The 20,136-nt window shown below is 72.0% G+C and carries 20 protein-coding genes; 17 read left to right on the forward strand and 3 right to left on the reverse strand.

Translation table 11 applies throughout. The features are described from left to right. The first annotated feature begins 109 nt into the window (after nucleotides 1–109). The 8 genes from ABEB03_RS05540 to ABEB03_RS05575 all read left to right on the forward strand — a co-directional run bounded on the left by ABEB03_RS05540 (nucleotide 110) and on the right by ABEB03_RS05575 (nucleotide 8,982). Entirely contained in the window at nucleotides 110–1,243 is a 1,134-nt protein-coding gene (locus ABEB03_RS05540) for a nitronate monooxygenase (protein ID WP_345642018.1), read from the forward strand. Beyond that, nucleotides 1,240–1,989: a 16S rRNA (uracil(1498)-N(3))-methyltransferase gene (locus ABEB03_RS05545; RefSeq protein WP_345642021.1), complete on the forward strand. Its 750-nt coding sequence runs from the start codon at nucleotides 1,240–1,242 to the stop codon at nucleotides 1,987–1,989. Before ABEB03_RS05540 ends, ABEB03_RS05545 begins: the two co-directional genes overlap by 4 nt. Before the next feature lie 18 nt (nucleotides 1,990–2,007). Next, nucleotides 2,008–2,400, forward strand: a complete 393-nt coding sequence (locus ABEB03_RS05550; protein WP_345642023.1) for a VOC family protein — start codon at nucleotides 2,008–2,010, stop codon at nucleotides 2,398–2,400. Nucleotides 2,401–2,548: 148 nt separating this feature from the next. After that, nucleotides 2,549–3,118: a hypothetical protein gene (locus ABEB03_RS05555; protein WP_345642026.1), complete on the forward strand. Its 570-nt coding sequence runs from the start codon at nucleotides 2,549–2,551 to the stop codon at nucleotides 3,116–3,118. 45 nt (nucleotides 3,119–3,163) lie between these two features. Continuing rightward, nucleotides 3,164–6,409 (forward strand): S41 family peptidase, encoded by a 3,246-nt coding sequence (locus tag ABEB03_RS05560; protein WP_345642029.1) that lies wholly within the window; start codon nucleotides 3,164–3,166, stop codon nucleotides 6,407–6,409. A 124-nt stretch (nucleotides 6,410–6,533) separates the two neighbouring features. Next, a complete protein-coding gene (locus tag ABEB03_RS05565; RefSeq protein WP_028804619.1) occupies nucleotides 6,534–6,887 on the forward strand; it encodes a histidine triad nucleotide-binding protein in 354 nt (117 codons plus the stop codon). A gap of 6 nt (nucleotides 6,888–6,893) precedes the next feature. Then, nucleotides 6,894–7,799: a ribonuclease Z gene (locus ABEB03_RS05570; protein ID WP_345642034.1), complete on the forward strand. Its 906-nt coding sequence runs from the start codon at nucleotides 6,894–6,896 to the stop codon at nucleotides 7,797–7,799. A 187-nt stretch (nucleotides 7,800–7,986) separates the two neighbouring features. Further along, nucleotides 7,987–8,982, forward strand: coding sequence for an adenosine deaminase (locus ABEB03_RS05575; RefSeq protein ID WP_345642037.1), 996 nt, complete (start codon nucleotides 7,987–7,989; stop codon nucleotides 8,980–8,982). A 3-nt stretch (nucleotides 8,983–8,985) separates the two neighbouring features. Here ABEB03_RS05575 and ABEB03_RS05580 read toward each other — a convergent pair whose 3' ends face one another. Next, nucleotides 8,986–10,230, reverse strand: coding sequence for an MFS transporter (locus tag ABEB03_RS05580; RefSeq protein ID WP_345642041.1), 1,245 nt, complete (start codon nucleotides 10,228–10,230; stop codon nucleotides 8,986–8,988). 411 nt (nucleotides 10,231–10,641) lie between these two features. Here ABEB03_RS05580 and ABEB03_RS05585 point away from each other — a divergent pair, with 411 nt between their 5' ends. The 5 genes from ABEB03_RS05585 to ABEB03_RS05605 all read left to right on the forward strand — a co-directional run bounded on the left by ABEB03_RS05585 (nucleotide 10,642) and on the right by ABEB03_RS05605 (nucleotide 15,189). After that, nucleotides 10,642–11,751, forward strand: a complete 1,110-nt coding sequence (locus ABEB03_RS05585) for a carbohydrate kinase family protein (RefSeq protein WP_345642046.1) — start codon at nucleotides 10,642–10,644, stop codon at nucleotides 11,749–11,751. Between the two features lie 203 nt (nucleotides 11,752–11,954). Next, on the forward strand, nucleotides 11,955–13,022 hold the full coding sequence (locus tag ABEB03_RS05590) for a PhoH family protein (RefSeq protein WP_345642049.1): 1,068 nt from the start codon (nucleotides 11,955–11,957) through the stop codon (nucleotides 13,020–13,022). A 12-nt stretch (nucleotides 13,023–13,034) separates the two neighbouring features. After that, the gene (ybeY, locus tag ABEB03_RS05595; protein WP_028804613.1) at nucleotides 13,035–13,532 is read left to right on the forward strand and encodes an rRNA maturation RNase YbeY; all 498 of its coding nucleotides are present in this window, start codon (nucleotides 13,035–13,037) and stop codon (nucleotides 13,530–13,532) included. After that, nucleotides 13,529–14,833, forward strand: a complete 1,305-nt coding sequence (locus ABEB03_RS05600) for a hemolysin family protein (RefSeq protein ID WP_345642054.1) — start codon at nucleotides 13,529–13,531, stop codon at nucleotides 14,831–14,833. The genes ybeY and ABEB03_RS05600 overlap by 4 nt, the downstream gene beginning before the upstream one ends. Next, nucleotides 14,830–15,189, forward strand: coding sequence for an MmcQ/YjbR family DNA-binding protein (locus tag ABEB03_RS05605; RefSeq protein ID WP_345642057.1), 360 nt, complete (start codon nucleotides 14,830–14,832; stop codon nucleotides 15,187–15,189). Before ABEB03_RS05600 ends, ABEB03_RS05605 begins: the two co-directional genes overlap by 4 nt. A gap of 187 nt (nucleotides 15,190–15,376) precedes the next feature. Here ABEB03_RS05605 and ABEB03_RS05610 read toward each other — a convergent pair whose 3' ends face one another. Continuing rightward, complete coding sequence (locus tag ABEB03_RS05610) at nucleotides 15,377–15,499, reverse strand: hypothetical protein (protein WP_257004723.1); 123 nt, start codon at nucleotides 15,497–15,499, stop codon at nucleotides 15,377–15,379. Nucleotides 15,500–15,929: 430 nt separating this feature from the next. On the opposite strand from ABEB03_RS05610, the gene ABEB03_RS05615 reads away from it, so the two are divergent. Both ABEB03_RS05615 and ABEB03_RS05620 read left to right on the forward strand, forming a co-directional pair. After that, on the forward strand, nucleotides 15,930–16,850 hold the full coding sequence (locus tag ABEB03_RS05615; RefSeq protein ID WP_345642061.1) for a helix-turn-helix domain-containing protein: 921 nt from the start codon (nucleotides 15,930–15,932) through the stop codon (nucleotides 16,848–16,850). A 111-nt stretch (nucleotides 16,851–16,961) separates the two neighbouring features. Then, nucleotides 16,962–17,174, forward strand: coding sequence for a DUF397 domain-containing protein (locus tag ABEB03_RS05620; RefSeq protein WP_345642064.1), 213 nt, complete (start codon nucleotides 16,962–16,964; stop codon nucleotides 17,172–17,174). 37 nt (nucleotides 17,175–17,211) lie between these two features. On the opposite strand, the gene ABEB03_RS05625 is transcribed toward ABEB03_RS05620, so the two are convergent. Continuing rightward, nucleotides 17,212–18,645, reverse strand: coding sequence for an MFS transporter (locus tag ABEB03_RS05625; protein ID WP_345642067.1), 1,434 nt, complete (start codon nucleotides 18,643–18,645; stop codon nucleotides 17,212–17,214). A 145-nt stretch (nucleotides 18,646–18,790) separates the two neighbouring features. Between ABEB03_RS05625 and ABEB03_RS05630 the strand changes: the two genes are divergently transcribed. Together ABEB03_RS05630 and ABEB03_RS05635 are read left to right on the forward strand one after the other, a co-directional pair. After that, complete coding sequence (locus ABEB03_RS05630; protein ID WP_345644092.1) at nucleotides 18,791–19,612, forward strand: helix-turn-helix transcriptional regulator; 822 nt, start codon at nucleotides 18,791–18,793, stop codon at nucleotides 19,610–19,612. Between the two features lie 43 nt (nucleotides 19,613–19,655). Then, complete coding sequence (locus tag ABEB03_RS05635) at nucleotides 19,656–20,009, forward strand: cytidine deaminase (RefSeq protein ID WP_028804607.1); 354 nt, start codon at nucleotides 19,656–19,658, stop codon at nucleotides 20,007–20,009. The last annotated feature ends 127 nt before the right edge of the window (nucleotides 20,010–20,136 follow it).

Here is a 20,136-nt window from a genome sequence, read left to right on the forward strand (position 1 = left end):
AGCCGGGACCGGAGCCGCGGAGGGCGCTGACCAGGTGCCCTTCCGGCCGGTCCCGGACAGGCGGAAGGGTGGATTCGGACTTGTACGGAGGACGTGACAACATGCGGTCATGTCCTCCGCGCTGACCGATCTCTTCCCACTGCCGATCGTGCAGGCCCCCATGGCGGGCGGCGTCTCCGTGCCGCAGCTCGCGGCGGCAGTGTCCGAGGCCGGCGGACTCGGTTTCCTGGCCGCCGGGTACAAGACCGCCGACGGCATGTACCAGGAGATCAAGCAGCTGCGCGGACTCACGGCCCAGCCCTTCGGCGTGAACCTCTTCATGCCGCAGCCCGAGTACGCGGACCGGTCGGCCGTCGAGGTGTACGCCAACCAGCTCGCCGGTGAGGCCGCCTGGTACGAGACCGAGCTCGGCGACCCGGACAGCGGCCGCGACGACGGCTACGACGCCAAGCTCGCCGTCCTCCTCGACAACCCGGTGCCGGTGGTCTCCTTCCACTTCGGCTGCCCCGCCCCCGAGGTCCTGGAGTCCCTCGCCCGCGTCGGCACCCTCACCCTGATCGCCGCGACCACGGCCGACGAGGCCCTGGCGGTGCAGCGGGCGGGCGCCGACGCCGTCGTCGTGCAGGGCGTCGAGGCGGGCGGCCACCAGGGCACCCACCGCGACAACCCGGAGACGGACGGCACCGGCATCGGCCTGCTCTCGCTGATCGCGCAGGTCCGCGAGACCGTGCGGATCCCGATCGTCGCGGCCGGCGGCATCATGCGCGGCAGTCAGATCGCCGCCGCCCTCGCGGCCGGCGCGAGCGCCGCCCAGCTCGGCACCGCGTTCCTCGCCACCCACGAGTCCGGCGCGAACGCCGTGCACAAGCAGGCGCTGACCAACCCGCTCTACGTCCGTACGGAGCTGACGCGGGCGTTCTCCGGCCGCCCCGCGCGCGGACTCGTCAACCGGTTCCTGCGCGAGCACGGGCCGTACGCGCCCGCCGCCTACCCCGAGGTCCACCATCTGACCTCGCCGCTGCGCAAGGCGGCTGCCCGGGCGGGCGACGCGCAGGGCATGGCGCTGTGGGCCGGACAGGGCCACCGCATGGCGCGGGAGCTGCCCGCCGCACGGCTGGTGGAGGTGCTGAGCGCCGAACTCGCCGCCGCCCGGACAGCGTTGTCGGCGGCGCACGGGCTGTCGGGCCTGCCGGGCCCCGACACGTCGGCGTTCCCGGACGAGGAAGCGGGTGCGGGACGATGACGGCACCGGTGTTCGTGGTCGAACACTTCGACGCGGGCGGCGACGGACGCTACGTCCTCGACGGCCCCGAGGGCCGGCACGCCGTCTCGGTGAAGCGGCTGCGCCCCGGAGAGGACGTCGTCCTCACCGACGGGGCCGGACGCTACGCGGAGTGCGTGGTGCTCGACACCGAGGGCAAGGACCGGCTGGTCGTCCGGATGGACTCGGTCGCCGAGGAGCCCGCGGAGGAGCCGCGCATCACCGTCGTACAGGCCCTCCCCAAGGGCGACCGGGGCGAACTCGCCGTCGAGACCATGACGGAGACCGGTGTGGACGCGATCGTCCCCTGGGCCGCCTCCCGCTGCATCACCCAGTGGAAGGGCGATCGCGGGGCGAAGTCGCTCGCCAAGTGGCGGGCCACGGCCCGGGAGGCCGGCAAGCAGTCCCGCCGGGTCCGCTTCCCCGACGTCGCGGACGCGATGACGACCAAGCAGGTTGCCGCACTTCTCGCCAAAGCCGATCTGGCGGCGGTGCTGCACGAGGACACCGAGCTGGGCACCGAGCCGTTCGCCACGGCGGAACTGCCCGCCGACGGGGAGATCGTGCTGGTGGTGGGACCCGAGGGCGGGATCTCCCCGGAGGAGGTCGCGCTCTTCACCGGGGCGGGGGCGCGGACGTTCCACCTGGGGCGTACCGTTCTGCGCACATCGACCGCCGGGACGGTGGCGACGGCGCTGCTGCTGGCACGCACCGGCCGCTGGTCCTGACACGCACGGGGGATCGCCTTGGAACTCGCCCAAGTACGGCTGCTCGTCTCCGACTTCGCCGCCTGCTACCACTTCTACGCGGACGTCCTCGGCCTCAAGCCCCAGTCGGGCTCGGCCGAGGGCCCCTACGAGAAGTTCAGTCCCGCCACCGGCTCGGCGGGCATCGCCATACAGGACCGCTCGATGATGGCCGAGGTCCTCGGTGAGCTGGGCGATCTGGCGACCGGTCACCGCTCGCTGGTCGTGCTGCGGGTGGACGACCTGGACGCGTACTGCGAGCAGATCACCTCGCGCGGCGCGACGATCCTGCACGGTCCGGCTCCCATGACCGAGCGGATGCGCGTCGCCCACCTCAAGGACCCCGAGGGGAATCTGGTGGAGCTCCAGGAGTGGCTGCTCCTCCTGGGCTGAGGTCCCTCGGAGGAAGTACCCGCGTTCGCCCGCGCGTTCGGCCCCGGCGCGGGTGCTCGAACCGGAATCGCACGGACGGGCGGTGCACCCCACGCAGTGTCCGCATGCGGTCTACCGCGGCCGCCAGGAGAGTGGCACGCTGCCGTTCATGGGGGTTTTGAGGCGTACAGGGCGCCGGGCGGGGCGTCGACGGGTACTGCTGGCGACCGGGTTCGCGGCGGCCGGGATCTTCGGTGTGGCCGCCTGCGAGCCGGGAGACGGGCTGAGCCCGGCGGCAGTGGCGTACACGACCGACAAGACCGCCACCAAGGAGCTCGAACGGCAGCACGTGAACGTGCGCTGGCTCAGCTGCACCGCCTCCTACGGCGGCAACAACAAGGCCTACACGCCCGGCAAGTCGCCCCGGCCGACGGAGAACACGGTCGCCTCCGTCGACTGCCAGGGACAGTCGGACGACGGGCGGGAGATCACCGTCAAGGGCCGGGTCACCCGGGCCGTCGACGGCGCCTGCGTGCGTGGCGACCTCGTCGCGAAGGTCGGCGGCAAGGAGTGGTTCCACGTGCAGGGCCTGGGGAACTGCAACGCCACCACCAACCCCGTCCCGCCGGTCACCTTCCGGCCGCCGAACGGGCAGCCGAACCCCACCGTCACCGTGACGGTGACGAAAACCATGTGGTGCAAGGGCGATCCCACCTGCTGGCCCTCCCAGGGCAAGTGATCGTGACCCCTTTCAGCGTGCGCCCCGGCTGCATAGGGTGATCGGGTGACAGAGCCCGCAGCCTCCGCGTATCTCCGTTTCCCGCATCTGCACGGCGACTTGGTCGTCTTCACGGCCGAGGACGACGTCTGGGCCGCCCCGCTCGACGGCGGGGGCAGGGCCTGGCGGGTCAGCGCCGACAACGTGCCGGTGAACCATCCACGCATCTCCCCGGACGGCACGACCGTCGCCTGGACGTCGACCCGCGACGGGGCACCCGAGGTGCACGCCGCGCCCCTGGACGGCGGACCGTCCAAGCGACTCACCTACTGGGGCAGCCCCAAGACCCAGGTGCGCGGCTGGACCCCCGACGGACAGGTGCTCGCGCTCAGCACGCAGGGCCGGGAGAGCCTGCGCCGCAGCTGGGCGCGGTCGGTCCCGCTCGACGGCGGTCCGGCGGCGGTCCTTCCGTACGGCCCGGTCGGCGAGGTCGCCCAGGGCGGCCCCGGCACCGTGCTGCTGTCCGCGCCGATGGGGCGCGAGGCCGCCTGGTGGAAGCGGTACCGCGGCGGCACGGCGGGCAAGCTGTGGATCGACCGGGCGGGCGACGGCGAGTTCGTCCGCCTGCACGAGGACCTCGACGGGAATCTCGAATACCCCCTCTGGGTGGGGGAGCGCATCGCCTTCCTGTCCGACCACGAGGGCGTGGGGGCGCTGTACTCCTCCCTCGCCGACGGCTCGGACCTGCGCCGGCACACGCCCGGTGGGGGCACCTCCCGCTCGAGCGGAGCCGAGAGCGGGGGAGGCTTCTACGCCCGGCAGGCGGCGAGCGACGGCTCCCGGGTCGTGTACGCGTCCGCCGGTGAGCTCTGGCTCCTCGACGACCTCGACGGCGCCGAACCGCGCCGACTGGACATCCGGCTCGGCGGCCAGCGCGCCGATCTCCAGCCGCACCCCGTCAGGGCCTCCCGCTGGTTCTCGTCCGCCACACCCGACCACACCGGACGCGGCAGCGCGATCTCCGTGCGCGGCGCCGTGCACTGGGTCACGCACCGCTCGGGCCCGGCCCGCACGCTCGCCGCCGGACAGGGCGTACGCGCCCGGCTGCCCCGCTCCTTCCGCGCCGACGGCGAGGAACACGTCGTGTGGGTGACCGACGCGGAGGGCGACGACGCGCTGGAGTTCGCCCCCGCGACCGGCGTCGCCCCCGGAGCGACCCCGCGGCGGCTCGCCGCCGGACAGCTCGGGCGCGTCCTCGGACTCGCGATGGCTCCCGACGGCAGCCGCGCCGCCGTCGCCTCGCACGACGGGCGGGTCCTGCTCGTCGAGCGCGACAGCGGCGAGGTCCGCGAGCTCGACCGCAGCGAGGACGGCGAGGCCACCGGGCTGGTCTTCTCGCCCGACTCGGCGTGGCTCGCCTGGTCGCACCCCGGGCCGCGCCCGCTGCGGCAGCTGAAGCTCGCCAACACCGCCGACCTGTCGGTGACCGAGGCGACCCCGCTCCGCTTCCGGGACTACGCCCCGGCGTTCACCCTCGACGGCAAGCACCTCGCCTTCCTGTCGGCCCGCTCCTTCGACCCCGTCTACGACGAGCACGTCTTCGACCTCGCGTTCGTCGGCGGATCACGGCCCTACCTGATCACCCTGGCCGCGACGACGCCGTCGCCCTTCGGGCCGCAGCGCCACGGCCGACCCTTCGAAGCACCCGACAAGGACGAGACCCCCGACAGCGAGGGCGCGCCGACGACCCGTATCGACCTCGACGGGCTCGCCGACCGGATCGTGGCGTTCCCCGTCGAGGCCGCCCGCTACTCGACGCTGCGCGCCGCCAAGGACGGGGTGCTGTGGCTGCGCCACCCGGTGCGCGGTGTGCTCGGTGCCTCCCGTGCCACTCCGGACGCCCCGGACCCGAAGAGCGAACTGGAGCGGTACGACCTCGCCCAGCAGCGCATCGAGCACCTCGCCGCCGACGCCGACCACTTCGCCGTCAGCGGCGACGGCAAGCGGGTCCTGCTGTGGACCGACGGACGACTCAAGGTCGTCCCCAGCGACCGGCGCGCCTCGAACGACGACGAGAGCGACTCGAACATCACCGTCGATCTGTCGAGGGTGCGGCAGACCGTCGACCCGGCCGCCGAGTGGCGGCAGATGTACGACGAGACGGGCCGCCTCATGCGGGACAACTTCTGGCGGCCCGACCTGGCCGGGGTCGACTGGCAGGGCGTCCTCGACCGGTACCGGCCGGTGCTGGAACGCGTCGCCACGCACGACGACCTCGTGGACCTGCTGTGGGAGGTGCAGGGCGAGCTCGGCACCTCCCACGCCTACGTCCTGCCCGGCGGCGGAGGAGGCGGCGACCGGGCACAGGGACTGCTCGGCGCGGACATCTCCCGCCACGAGGACGGCAGTTGGCGCATCGACCGGATCCTGCCCTCCGAGACGTCCGACCCCGAGGCCCGGGCGCCGCTCGCCGCGCCCGGCGTCGCGGTACGGGCCGGCGACGCGATCGTCGCGATCGGCGGGCAGCCGGTGGACCCGGTGGCGGGTCCCGGACCGCTGCTCGTCGGCACGGCCGGCAAGCCGGTGGAGCTGACCGTGTCGCCCGCGGGCGGCGGCGATCCGCGTCACGCGGTCGTGATCCCGCTCGCCGACGAGGAGCCGCTGCGCTACCACGCGTGGGTCGCCGACCGACGCGCCTACGTCCACGAGCGCTCCGGGGGCCGCCTCGGCTATCTGCACGTGCCGGACATGGTGGGCTCCGGCTGGGCCCAGCTCCACCGCGACCTGCGGGTCGAGGTGGCCAGGGACGGACTGGTCGTGGATGTCCGCGAGAACCGCGGCGGTCACACCTCCCAGCTGGTCGTGGAGAAGCTCGCACGGCGGATCGTCGGCTGGGACCTGCCGCGCGGACTGCGCCCGTACAGCTATCCGGAGGACGCGCCCCGCGGTCCGGTCGTCGCCGTCGCGAACGAGTTCTCCGGCTCCGACGGCGACATCGTCAACGCGGCGATCAAGGCCCTCGGTATCGGGCCGGTGGTCGGCACCCGCACCTGGGGCGGTGTGATCGGCATCGACAGCCGTTACCGGCTCGTCGACGGCACCCTCGTCACCCAGCCCAAGTACGCCTTCTGGATGGAGGGTTACGAGTGGGGCGTCGAGAACCACGGCGTCGACCCCGACGTCGAGGTCGTCCAGACGCCGCAGGACCACGCGGCCGGACGTGACACCCAGCTCGACGAGGCGATCCGGATCGCCCTCGCCGCCCTGGAGGAGAACCCGGCGAGGACCGCCCCGGCGCTGCCGGAGGACTGACGCGCCCGGGTCCGGGGCGGCCGTCCTCGCGGACGGTCGCCCCGGACCCCGTTGTCGCGCTGAAGAATTGCTCCGGTGGATACGATGCCGTCGTAGCGATCAACGGCGTGAAGGAGGCACACGCATGGCGGGAGAGCCGCAGGACGACTGCCTGTTCTGCAAGATCGTCGCGGGGCAGATTCCGGCGACCCTGGTCAGGGAGACCGACACCACCGTCGCGTTCCGTGACATCAACCCTCAGGCGCCCACCCACATCCTCGTCATCCCCAAGGTGCACTACCGGGACGCCGCGGCGCTGGCGGTCGCCGAGCCCACCGTGGTCGCCGACCTGCTGCGCGAGGCCGGCGAGGTCGCGGGCGAGGAGAAGCTGGAGAGCTACCGCGTCGTGTTCAACACCGGCAGCGGCGCCGGACAGACCGTCTTCCACGCGCACGCCCATGTGCTGGGCGGTCGCGGCATGCAGTGGCCTCCGGGGTAACCGGCCTTGTCCGTACGTGAATTGGTGGTCCTCGGCACCGCCAGCCAGGTCCCGACGCGACACCGCAACCACAACGGCTACCTGCTGCGGTGGGACGGCGAGGGGCTGCTCTTCGACCCCGGCGAGGGCACGCAGCGGCAGATGCTGCGTGCCGGGGTCGCCGCGCACGACCTGCACCGGATCTGCGTCACCCACTTCCACGGGGACCACTCGCTCGGGCTCGCCGGGGTGATCCAGCGCATCAATCTCGACCGCGTGCCGCACGAGGTGACCGCGCACTATCCGGCGTCCGGGCAGCGGTTCTTCGACCGGCTGCGCCACGCCACGGCCTATCGCGAGACGGTGGCGCTGACCGAGGCGCCGGTCGACGACGACGGGGTCCTCGCGGCCACGCCGTCGTACACCCTGGAGGCGTGCCGGCTCTCGCACCCCGTGGAGTCCTTCGGCTACCGGCTGGTCGAGCCGGACGGGCGGCGGATACTGCCCGAGCGGCTCGCGGAGCACGGGATCCAGGGGCCGGACGTCGGGCGCATCCAGCGGGACGGCGTGCTGCGCGGCGTCACCCTCGACGACGTCAGCGAGGTGCGGCGCGGGCAGCGCTTCGCGTTCGTCATGGACACCCGGCTGTGCGAGGGTGTCGGAGCCCTCGCCGAAGGGTGCGACCTGCTCGTCATCGAGTCGACCTTCCTGGACGAGGACGAGCGGCTCGCCGAGGACCACGGGCATCTGACGGCGGGCCAGGCGGCGCGGGTGGCCAGGGACGCCGGGGTACGGCATCTCGTGCTGACCCACTTCAGCCAGCGCTACTCCGATCCGGGCGAGTTCGAGCGGCAGGCCCGCGCGGCCGGCTTCGACGGCGATCTGACGGTGGCGTACGACCTGATGCGGGTCCCGGTGCCGAAGCGCCGGTAGCGGCGGCCCGTGCCCGGGCGGGTGGCCTGCGCCGTACGCGAGGCGGCGGTGGCGACGGCCGGCTCGGAGCGCCGGTGCCCGGGCGCCGGGCGGTGCGCTGCCGGGTCCGGGCGGCAGCGGGCGACGCGGCCGACGGCGGGCGGCGTTCGGTTCCGTTGTGTCGGACCGTCGCCCGTACGATGCTTCGATGCCCCTCCCCAAAGCTGAACTGCACCTCCACATCGAAGGCACACTCGAACCCGAGCTCGCCTTCGCGCTCGCCGCGCGCAACGGCGTCACACTGCCCTACGAGGACACCGAGGAGCTGCGCAAGGCGTACCTCTTCGACGATCTCCAGTCGTTCCTGAACCTGTACTACGAGCTCATGGCCGTCCTGCGGACCGAACAGGACTTCGCCGACCTGGCGGACGCCTACCTGGAGCGCGCCGCCGCGCAGGGCGTGCGGCACGCGGAGATCTTCTTCGACCCGCAGGCCCACATCGCCCGCGGTGTGGAGATGGGGACGGTCGTCGACGGACTGTGGCGGGCGCTGGAGCACAGCGAGGAGAAGCACGGCGTCTCCACCCGGCTGATCATGTGCTTCCTGCGGGACGAGTCCGCCGAGTCGGCCATGGCGACCCTGGAGGCCGCGAAGCCCCACCTCGACCGGATCACCGGCGTCGGGCTCGACTCCGCCGAGGTCGGCCACCCGCCGGTCAAGTTCCGTGAGGTGTACGAGGCCGCCGCCGCGCTCGGTCTGCGGCGCGTCGCGCACGCGGGCGAGGAGGGGCCGCCCGAGTACATCACCGAGGCCCTCGACGTCCTCGGCGTCGAGCGCGTCGACCACGGGCTGCGCTGCATGGAGGACCCGCAGCTGGTTCAGCGGCTCGTACGGGAGCGGGTGCCGCTGACGCTGTGCCCGCTGTCGAACGTGCGGCTGCGGGCCGTACGCGTCCTGGAGGACCACCCGCTGCGCGCCATGCTCGACGCGGGCCTGCTGTGCACGGTGAACTCCGACGACCCCGCCTACTTCGGCGGCTACGTGGCCGACAACTACCACGCGGTCCGCGACGCCCTCGGCCTCGAACTGGAGCAGATGCGCGAGCTGGCGCGCAACTCGTTCCTGGCGTCCTTCCTCGAACACGACGAGGAGCGGCGGGCCCGCTATCTCGCCGAGGTCGACGCGTACGAGTTCGGACGGTAGCCCTCAGCCGGTTCCGGGCCCCGGTGCGGTGGCTGCCGCGGCCGGCCGGGGCCCGGCCGTGCCGTACGCCCTCCGCTCGGCGGGAGCCGTCTCCAGCGGGATCTCGACGACCGGGGTGGCCGGGACGCCGCGCCGCGGCCGGACGGCAACGAGGGTCATCGGCACGGCGATCACCAGGAGCCCGACCGCCAGGACCGTGCCCATGGCCGGGTATCCGGCCCGAGCCGAGAGCAGGCTGCCGGTGAGCGGGCCGCATGCCGTGCCGAGCGAGGACGCCGAGCCGACCAGGACCGCCCACCGGCCGCGCGGGTCGAGGGAGGCGGCGAGGCCGATCACGTACGACAGGACGACCGGGTAGAGCGTGTTCCAGGCGATCTCGCCCGCCGCGAACGACGTGAGGTCGGTGGCCGCCGCGCTGAGCGCGATGCACCCGGCGATCAGTGCCGTGCCGATGCCGATGGGCGGGGCCAGGCCGAGCCGGGGGCCCAGCGCGCTCGCGCCGATCACCCCCAGCAGACCCGCGCCCAGCGCCGTCGCGAACACCGCGCCGACCGTGACCTCGGTGAGCCCCGCCTGGGTCAGCCCGATGCGGCCGCTGACGCCCCACAGGGAGTTCTGGGCGAGCGACCAGAAGAGCATCGTGCCGGCGAGGAGCACGCCGGAACGCGGGTGGGGGAGCGGCGTCGTGGTGCGCAGGGTCCGCGCGGCCGGGGTGCGGTCCGGCAGTCGTCCGGTCACGGGCAGCACGAGCAGCGCCGTGCAGGCGATCGCGGCGAGGGGCAGGCCGTGGGCTGGGCCCAGGTGGGGGATCGTCAGATACAGCGCGCCGGCCAGGGCGGAGACCCCGAACAGGCCCATCGTGGTGGTGCGGTGGGGGTCGCGCCGGCCGGCGATGCCGGTCGCGGCGACCGTGGTGGCCGCGCCGGAGCCGAAGCCGCCGACGACCGCGCCGGTGACGACCAGGGGCACGGTGGTCGTCAGGGCGGCGGTGCCGTAGCCGGCGGCGGCGAGGAGCAGACCGGTGCGGGCGAGTCCGCGGGGGCCGAAGCGGTCCACGCGGGACGCGAGGAGGAACCCGGCGGTCGCCGAACTCAGCAGCAGGGCGCTGCCGATGGCGCCGGCCTGGGTGGCCGAGAGCGGGAGGCCCGCGTCCAGTCTGCCGACGGTGGTCGGCAGCAGGTACGCGGAGAGGTACCCGGCCGTGAAAAGGGCGACGAGGGGCCAGGACATGGTGGTGCGGGCGAACACGGGCGTTCCCAGGGCATGCGAAAGGAGCGGCTCGGAAGGGGGGTTGAGCGGCTGTCGACGGACAGGAACGCGCGGGCAATTTGTATCAAGGGGCCGGGCGCGCGAAGAAGGTCGGGCGGTGTGATCTACGGCACTTTCCGTTTGGCCCCGCAGAGCCGGGGTAGGTGCGGTGTTTTGCTCTGCCGGAGAGGGCGTCGGAGGCGCCGCTCGCGGGACGTCGCGGGGGCGGTGTCGCTCCGCCCGGCACGGGCCGCCGTTCGGCCTCGCGGCGGGCTCCGCTCCGGCCCGCGGGCGGGTCCGTCGTCCTCCGTCCGGGGCGGTCCGGGCGGGATCCGTCCCCGTACGACCACGGTGTGTCGTGGTCGACTTGGTGCACACTGGCCTGATCCGCACCATCTCAGGGAGCGCACCGTGATCACGCCCGACGGAGAGCGACCGCTCTGCCAGGCCCATGTCGACCCGCTCGCCGGCCTGCGCACGCCCCAGGATCCGCCCTGGGACGTCTACCTCACGGGCACGGTCTTCCTGGACATCATCTTCACCGGTCTCGACTCGGCCCCCGTGCGCGGGACGGAGTCGTGGGCACGGGGCATGGGATCGAGCCCGGGCGGCGTCGCGAACATGGCGACGGCGCTGGCCCGGCTGGGACTGCGGACCTCCCTCGCCGCCGCGTTCGGCGACGACCACTACGGGGAGTACTGCTGGGACGCCCTGGAGCAGGGCGAGGGCATCGACCTCTCCCCGTCGCGCACCGTGCCCGGCTGGCACTCCCCGGTCACCGTGTCGATGGCGTACGAGGGCGAGCGCACGATGGTCAGCCACGGGCACGAGCCGCCGCCCGAGGAGCCGGCGCCGGACTGCCCGCCGCGCGCGCGTGCGGCGGTCGCCTCGCTGACGCCCGGCACGCGCGCGCCCTGGATCGAGGAGGCGGCGAAGAGCGGCACCCGGATCTTCGCGGACGTCGGCTGGGACGACACCGGGCGATGGGACCTGGCCGGTCTCACCGACCTGGAGCACTGCGAGGCGTTCCTGCCGAACGCCGAGGAGGCCATGCGCTACACCGGCGCGGACTGCCCGCGTGCGGCGGCGCGCGCGCTGACGGACCACGTGCCGCTGGCCGTGGTGACCCTGGGCTCGGACGGCGCGTACGCCGTGGACGGCGGCACCGGGGAGACCGCCGAGGTCCCGGCGATCGCGGTGGAGGCCCTGGATCCCACGGGCGCCGGCGACGTCTTCGTGGCCGGTTTCGTCATGGGGACGCTGGCCGCCTGGCCGCTCGCGGACCGGCTCGCCTTCGCCGGGCTGACCGCGGCCCTGTCCGTGCAGGAGTTCGGCGGGTCCCTGTCGGCGCCGGGCTGGTCCGAGATCGCGGCCTGGTGGCGAAAGGTCCAGTCCGTGGACGCCCAGGACCCCACGGCGCTGAGCCGGTACGCGTTCCTGGAGGGCCTGCTCCCGGAGGTGACGCGCCCGTGGCCGCTGCGCCGGGCGGTGCCGACGATCGGTTTCGGGCGCTCGGCGTGACATCCGCGCCGGGATCCGGCGGGGCGCCCCGAACCGTCCCGCCCCCGGCGCGCGCCGTCGTGCGCGGGGCGCGGGTGCTCGGCGCGGAGTGAGGAAAAGCCCTACGGCTCTGTCAGTGCAGCGACGTACCCTTGGAACCGCAAGGCTGCCCGTGTGGCAAGCGTGCCGACCGAGGAGGATTCGCAGGCCTACAGAGCCGGCCCATGACTCAGACACCCACAGCTCACAGCTCCGCTCAGGAGCAGGCGCGAGCGCACTTCACCGTCCCTGCCAAGCACCCCATGGTGACCGTGCTGGGTTCCGGAGACGCGCTCCTGCGCGTGATCGAGAAGGCCTTCCCGGCGGCCGACATCCACGTCCGGGGCAATGAGATCAGTGCGGTCGGCGACGCCGGTGAAGTCGCCCTCGTCCAGCGCCTGTTCGACGAGATGATGCTGGTGCTCCGCACGGGGCAGCCGATGACGGAGGACGCAGTGGAACGCTCGATCGCCATGCTCAGGGCGAGCGAGAACGGGGAGGGCGACGGCCAGGAGACCCCGGCCGAGGTGCTCACGCAGAACATCCTGTCCTCGCGGGGCCGCACCATCCGCCCCAAGACGCTCAACCAGAAGCGGTACGTCGACGCGATCGACAAGCACACGATCGTCTTCGGCATCGGCCCCGCCGGTACCGGCAAGACGTACCTGGCCATGGCCAAGGCGGTGCAGGCCCTGCAGTCCAAGCAGGTCAACCGCATCATCCTGACCCGGCCGGCGGTGGAGGCGGGCGAGCGCCTCGGCTTCCTGCCCGGCACGCTCTACGAGAAGATCGACCCCTACCTGCGCCCGCTGTACGACGCGCTGCACGACATGCTCGACCCCGACTCGATCCCCCGCCTCATGGCGGCGGGCACCATCGAGGTCGCGCCCCTGGCCTACATGCGCGGCCGCACGCTCAACGACGCCTTCATCATCCTGGACGAGGCCCAGAACACGAGCGCCGAGCAGATGAAGATGTTCCTCACCCGCCTCGGCTTCGACTCGAAGATCGTGGTCACGGGTGACGTGACCCAGGTCGACCTCCCGACCGGGACGAAGTCCGGTCTGCGCCAGGTCCAGGACATCCTGGAGGGCGTCGCGGACGTCCACTTCTCGCGGCTCACGTCCCACGATGTCGTACGGCACAAGCTGGTCGGCCGTATCGTCGACGCGTACGAGAAGTACGACATCGAGAACGGCACCGAGAACGGCTCCCACAAGGGCCGCGGCAAAGCCGGCCACAAGGGGAAGTAGACCAGCACGACCATGTCGATCGACGTCAACAACGAGTCCGGAACCGAGGTCGACGAGCAGGCGATCCTCGACATCGCCCGCTACGCGCTCACACGGATGCGCATCCACCCGCTCTCCGAGCTCTCGGTGATCGTCGTGGACACCGACGCCATGGAGCAGCTGCACATCCAGTGGATGGACCTGCCCGGCCCCACGGATGTCATGTCCTTCCCCATGGACGAGCTGCGCCCGCCGTCCAAGGACGACGACGAGCCGCCGCAGGGCCTGCTCGGCGACATCGTGCTGTGCCCCGAGGTCGCCGAGCGGCAGGGCCGGGAGGCTCCGACGCAGCACTCCATGGACGAGGAGCTCCAGCTCCTGACCGTCCACGGAGTGCTGCACCTGCTGGGGTACGACCACGAGGAAGCGGACGAGAAGGCCGAGATGTTCGGCCTCCAGGCGGCCATCGTGGACGGGTGGCGTGCGGAGAAGGGCCTGACCGGCCCGTCCCCGGCCCCGACCGTGTCATGAGCCCACAACTCGTCGTCGGCGCCATCGCGCTGGTCGTCGTCGCCTGGCTCGCCGCCTGCGCGGAGGCGGGCCTCGCACGCATCTCCAGCTTCCGTGCCGAGGAGGCCGTCCGGTCGGGCCGGCGCGGCAGCGCCAAGCTCGCCCAGGTCGCAGCCGACCCCACCCGCTATCTGAACGTGGCACTGCTGGTCCGTGTCGCCTGCGAGATGGCTGCTGCCGCGCTCGTCACGTACGCGTGCCTGAAGGAGTTCGACGAGACCTGGCAGGCCCTCGCGGTCGCCATCGGCGTCATGGTCCTCGTGTCGTACGTCGCGGTGGGCGTGTCCCCGCGCACCATCGGCCGCCAGCACCCGCTGAACACGGCGACGGCCGCCTCCTACGTCCTGCTCCCGCTGGCCCGGGTCATGGGGCCGATCCCGCCGCTGCTCATCCTCATCGGCAACGCGCTCACGCCGGGCAAGGGTTTCCGGCGCGGCCCGTTCGCCTCCGAGGCGGAGCTGCGCGCGATGGTCGACCTCGCGGAGAAGGAGTCGCTCATCGAGGACGAGGAGCGCCGCATGGTGCACTCCGTCTTCGAACTGGGCGACACACTGGTGCGCGAGGTGATGGTCCCGCGGACCGATCTGGTGGCCATCGAGCGCTACAAGACGATCCGTCAGGCACTCACGCTCGCCTTGCGCTCCGGTTTCTCGCGCATCCCGGTCACGGGGGAGAGCGAGGACGACATCGTCGGCATCGTGTATCTGAAGGATCTGGCCCGCAAGACGCACATCAGCCGGGACGCGGAGTCGGAGCTGGTGTCCACGGCGATGCGGCCCGCCACCTTCGTGCCCGACACGAAGAACGCGGGTGACCTGCTGCGCGAGATGCAGCAGGAGCGCAACCACGTCGCCGTCGTGATCGACGAGTACGGCGGTACGGCCGGCATCGTGACCATCGAGGACATTCTCGAGGAGATCGTCGGCGAGATCACCGACGAGTACGACCGCGAGCTGCCGCCCGTGCAGGACCTCGGCGACGACCGCTACCGGGTGACCGCCCGCCTCGACATCGGCGACCTCGGTGAGCTGTACGGCTATGAGGCGTACGACGACGAGGACGTGGAGACCGTCGGCGGACTGCTCGCCAAGGCGCTCGGGCGGGTCCCGATCGCCGGGGCCTCGTCGGTGGTCGAACTGCCCGACGGGCGGGAGCTGCGGCTGACCGCCGAGGCCGCGGCCGGACGCCGCAACAAGATCGTCACGGTGCTCGTCGAGCCGGTCGGCCCGGTGGAGCCCACCGAGGAGGAGAAGCCGGAGTGACCCCGCAGGAGCTGCGCGCGTTCTGTCTTTCCTTCAACGCGACCGTCGAGGACTTCCCCTTCAACCCGCAGACGTCGGTCTTCAAGGTGCTGGGGAAGCTCTTCGCGCTGACGAACCTGGACGCGGCTCCGCTGACGGTCAATCTGAAGTGCGACCCGGAGGACGCGGTACGGCTGCGCGGCGAGCACCCGGGGCTCGTCGTCCCCGGCTATCACATGAACAAGCGGCACTGGAACACGGTGACCGCGGACGGGGCGCTCCCGGACCGGCTGGTGCGGGAGCTGATCGAGGACTCGTACGACCTGGTGGTCGCGGGACTGCCGCGCGCCGAGCGGCTCCGGCTCGACCGGGCGTGAACCCGCCCCTCGGCCGACCGGGTTCCGACGGCTCGCCAGGACGGGAAAATCGCGGCAGAATAATAATTTCGGCGGGCTCTCGACAGGCCCACTCCGTGTAGGCCGAGCAAGCACACTCGGAGTGGAACCTGCTCCTGCTGGCGTCCGCTTCCATGGCCCCGGTCTTCTTGGCCGGGGCCGTTTTCTCTCACACGTGGTGGAGCACCTCTTCGATGATCTTGTAGATCAGGAAGATGAGACTCATCCAGGGGACGATGTGGGACACCCTGTCGGTCCACGTGTTGCGGCGCCCCTCCGGCTCTGTGGCCATGGGGCTTTTCCTCCTTCCCGGCGGCTCCACATACCTTGTGGATACCGCGGTGATCCACAGGTGTTGAGTCGGAGGAAGTCGGGCGGCTCCCAAGGAGGTTGGCGTCAACCTCGCTACCGCTTGGTCGAACCTCCTTTCGTGGAACCGGAGTTGGGGCGGTTGCCGTCCGCGCGACAACGTTCCCTCTGACAATGTAGCCTCCGCGCAGACGGGTGAACAGTCCTAGATGCTGACTCCAGGTCGGTGTGTCCGATACGTTGGCTCCGATGTGCGACATAGCATCCCGAGAGTTGGCGCTTCAGCGCGACCCCCGCCACCAGTGGTGATCTGTGTCGCGTCCTGAGCGTGCGTTCTCTCGGAGAGGTACCGATGTGTAACCATCGAAATCGCCATGTCGCAACTTGCTCGGTCCTCATGGGGGTGGGGGATCATGAGTGAGGCGAAGCCGCCGAGCCCGGCGATCCAGCGGATCCGGCTCCGCACCGAACTGCGCAAGGCCCGCACGAAGACCGGGCTGACGCAGCGCCAGGTGGCCGAGAAGATGGAGTGGAGTCCCTCCAAGCTGATCCGCATCGAGGCGGGCGAGGTCGGCATCACGGTCAACGACCTGCGCCCGCTGCTCGCGGTGTACGAGATCAGCAGCCAGCGCAAGGTCGACGAACTGCTGGACCTGGCCCGGGGCAGCCGGAAGATGCCGTTCTCGGAGTTCCGGGACATCTACTCCAAGGAGTTCCTCCAGTTCCTGGCGATGGAGACGTCGGCTTCGCTCATCCGGCACTTCAACTCCCTCCAGATTCCAGGGCTGTTGCAGACCGAGGAGTACGGGCGCGCCATCATGCGCGCGTACAGCAGCGGGCTGGCCCAGGACACGCTGGACCGCTACATCGAGGCGCGGCTGGCGCGGCAGGAACTGCTCCAGGGCGACGAGGGCCCGGAGTTCTTCTTCATCCTCGACGAGTCGGTGATCCGCAGGCAGGTCGGTGGCCGCGGAGTGATGCGCGCCCAGCTGGAGCGGCTGGCCGAGCTGGCCGCCCGCCCCCGCGTGCACATCCTGGTCCTGCCGTTCAGCGCCGGTGCCCACTCCGGTATGCAAGGCCCCTTCACGCTCTTCGAGTTCGAGGCGGACGAGATGCCGGACTCGTTCTACCTGGAGAACCCGCGCGGCGACTCGTACGCCAGCAGCGACTCCGAGGAGACGGGCCGCTATGTGGAGCGGTTCTGGGAGCTGGAGGACCTGAGCATCAAGGACGACGTCGACGTCCTGCTGCGCCGGATGGCCGAACGGACGGGGGAGGGCAGCGACGACCTGGTCTCGCTGCTCCGCTCCGGGACGGCCTCCGCGGACGCCTGACTGCCCCTGCCCGCCGGGACCTTGGCGGGAAACGCCTCGTTCATATTCGTATGAGGCGCCGTTATTCTGGAAGAGGTGCTGCGTGTCCACACCCAGGTTGGAGGGGACGGCGTGGGTGGCTCATGGTCGTGGCGCAAGAGCAGTGCGAGCGGTGAAGGCGGCAATGACTGTGTGGAGGTCGCCTGGACCGGCGAAGCGGTCCTCGTCCGCGACTCCCGTGCCCCGCGGGGCACGGTCCTCGTCTTCGCCCCGGCTGCCTGGCGGACCTTCCTGAGCGCTGTGGCCCCCGGCCCGGCTCCCGGCAGCCCGACGGCCCGCCCCTGACATCAGGAGGCGGGCCGTCCGGCAGAGCGGCCCGGCATCAGGCGCGGCGGCCGAGCCCCAGGCTCACCAGTACCGCCGCCGCCAGCACGATCACCGCGTCCAGGGCGAGGACCGTGTGGACCCCGCTCAGCAGGTCGCCCGACGTGGTGGCCAGGACGCCGAGGAGGGGGATGCCGACCGTGAGCCCCACCTGCTGAGTGGACGTCACCAGACCGGTGGCCAGGCCCTGCTCCTCGTCCGGGACACCCGACGTGACGGTCAGGCCGTACGCGATGATCGCGCCCAGGTGGCACATGCTGGCCAGGGAGACAGCGGCCGTGGCGAGCCAGACCGACCAGGTGTGGGCGTTCAGCAGCACCAGCGTCGCCACGAACAGCCCCTGCCCGGCCAGCGAACCCACCAGCGTGCGACGGGCGCCGACGCGGCCGATGACCTTCGGGGCGTACGCCCCCGCCACCGCCGACAGCACTCCCTGCACACCGAAGACCAGACCCGTCTCGAAGGCGGACAGGCCGAGCGTCTCCTGGAGATACAGGGTCAGGACGAAGACCACCGTCGACATCATCGAGAAGGTGACCAGACCGGCCAGGTTGCCCCACGCCACGGTGCGGCGGCGCAGCATCGGCAGGGAGACGAGCGGCGCCGCGCTGCGCGCTTCGACGTATCCGAAGGCACTGAGCAGCAGCACGCCCGCGGCGAGCGACACGAGCACGTCGGCGCCGCCGAAGCCACGCTCCGCGGCCGTGGAGAGGGCGTAGATCAGGGCCAGCAGGCCTCCGGTGACGGTGATCGCACCGGGGACGTCCAGGCGCGGGCGGTCCGGGGTGCGGGACTCGGGCAGCAGACCCGGCGCCAGCGGCAGCACGATCAGCGCGAACACCGACAGCAGCCCCATCGTGGAGCGCCAGCCCAGCGTGTCGGTCAGGACGCCGCCCGCCACCATGCCGACCGTGAAGCCGAGGGACAGCAGCGTGCCGGAGATGCCCAGGGCGCGGTCGCGGGCCGGCCCCTCGGGGAACGTCGTCGTCAGCAGCGACATGCCGGTCGGCACGATGGCCGCCGCGCCCAGCCCCTGCAGCGCGCGGGCCGTCAGGAAGGACGCCGGGTCCCAGGCGCAGGTCGCGAGCACCGAGGCAGCGCCGAAGAGCGCGAGGCCGGTCAGGAAGAGCCTGCGGCGCCCGTACAGGTCGCCGATGCGGCCGAACAGCAGCAGGAAGCCGCCGGACGGCAGCGCGAACGCGGTGACCGCCCATTGCAGGGCGGACCGGTTCATGCCCAGGTCCGAGCCCAGCACGGGCAGCGCCACGTTCAGGACGGAGAAGTCGAGCGCGACCATGAACTGCGCCGCGCACAGCACGAAGAGGACGAGCTTGTCGCGGAGCGAGAGCCGCGCGCCGGGCGGGGTGTCGGCCGCCGGTGCCGGCGGGGTGCGTACGGGGGTGGACTCGAGGTCGGTGGTGTCGATCGCCATGGCCAAGAGCTTCGTGCGGTCGGAACAAGCGTGGGGAGCGGGAACTTATGCTGGTGGTCGCACCACCAGTCACCAAGAGGGGGATTCGAACGTGACGGAGGACGTGCTCAGGAGTCACCGACGGCGGGAGCTGCGCGACTTCCTGATGAGCCGTCGGGCCAAGGTGTCCCCGGGGCAGGCCGGTCTCCCGGACGGCGGCGCGCGGCGGCGCACCCCGGGGCTGCGCCGCGAGGAGGTCGCCGTGCTCGCGGGCGTCGGCGCCTCCTGGTACCAGTGGCTGGAACAGGGGCGGGACATCTCGGTTTCCCCGCAGGTCCTCGACTCGGTCGCCCGTGTACTGCTGCTCAGCGGCGCCGAGCGGCGCCATCTGTACGTGCTGGCCGGGCTCAACCCGCCCGCGCCCGAGACGGCTCCCGAGAACCGGGACATGTGCGACGGGCTGCGGCGGCTGATCGACACGTGGATGCCGTACCCCGCGCACATCATGGACGCGTACTACAACTGCGTGATGTACAACGACGCCGCCGCGATGGTCCTCGGCATGCGCCCCGAGAACACGCAGAACTGCATCGTCGACTTCTTCACCGACCCCCTCTACCGCGGGCAGTCCCGGTCCTGGGAGACCAACGCGCGCACCGTCGTCGCCCAGTTCCGCGCCTCGTGCGCGGCCGCGCCGGACGACGAGGGCTTCCAGGAGCTGCTGGCGCGGCTCAAGGAGGCCAGCACCGAGTTCGCCGGGCTGTGGGAGGAGCGGGACATCGAGGACGCGGGGCAGATCCGCAAGGAGCTCGACCATCCGCTGGTGGGGCTGCTGTCCGTCGAGTCGACGGCCATGAAGGTGCCGGCGCGGCCCGACCTGACGATCGTGCTGCACACACCGCTGCCCGAGGCGAACACCGCGGCCAAACTGGAGTGGCTGGCCTCGCCGGAGGGGCGGCGCGGCTCGATGTACCCGGTGGCGGGCTGACCCTTGGGCGGGGTGCCGCGTCGGCACTTCGTATGCTCAGGGCATGACCGACAGCAGCGCGCTTGACCCCGAGGACCGCAAGATCGTGACCCTGGCCCGTTCCGCGCGGGCGCGCAACGGTGTGCCCGAGGGGGCGGCCGTGCGTGACGAGACGGGCCGTACGTATGTCGCCGGGACCGTGGAGCTGCCGTCTCTGCGGCTGAGTGCCCTGCGGACCGCGGTGGCCATGGCCGTGGCGTCGGGGGCGAAGTCGCTGGAGGCGGCGGCGGTCGTCTCCGACGCGGAGGGGGTGTCCGAGGAGGACCGTGCGGCGGTTCTGGACCTCGGGGGGCCCGGGACGCCTGTGCTTGTCGCGGGGCCCGACGGGGCTGTACGGGGGGTCGTCGCCGCGGGCTGACTCCGTCCGGTGGGCGGAGGGTTTTCGCCCCCTCCGCCCCTGCCCGTCCCTTGTTCCCGGGGGCTCCGCCCCCGGACCCCCGGATCGGCCTGGACGGCCTCGTCCTCAAGCGCCGGACGGGCTGAAG

It is taken from the genome of Streptomyces siamensis (assembly GCF_039543605.1).
Taxonomy (GTDB): domain Bacteria; phylum Actinomycetota; class Actinomycetes; order Streptomycetales; family Streptomycetaceae; genus Streptomyces; species Streptomyces siamensis.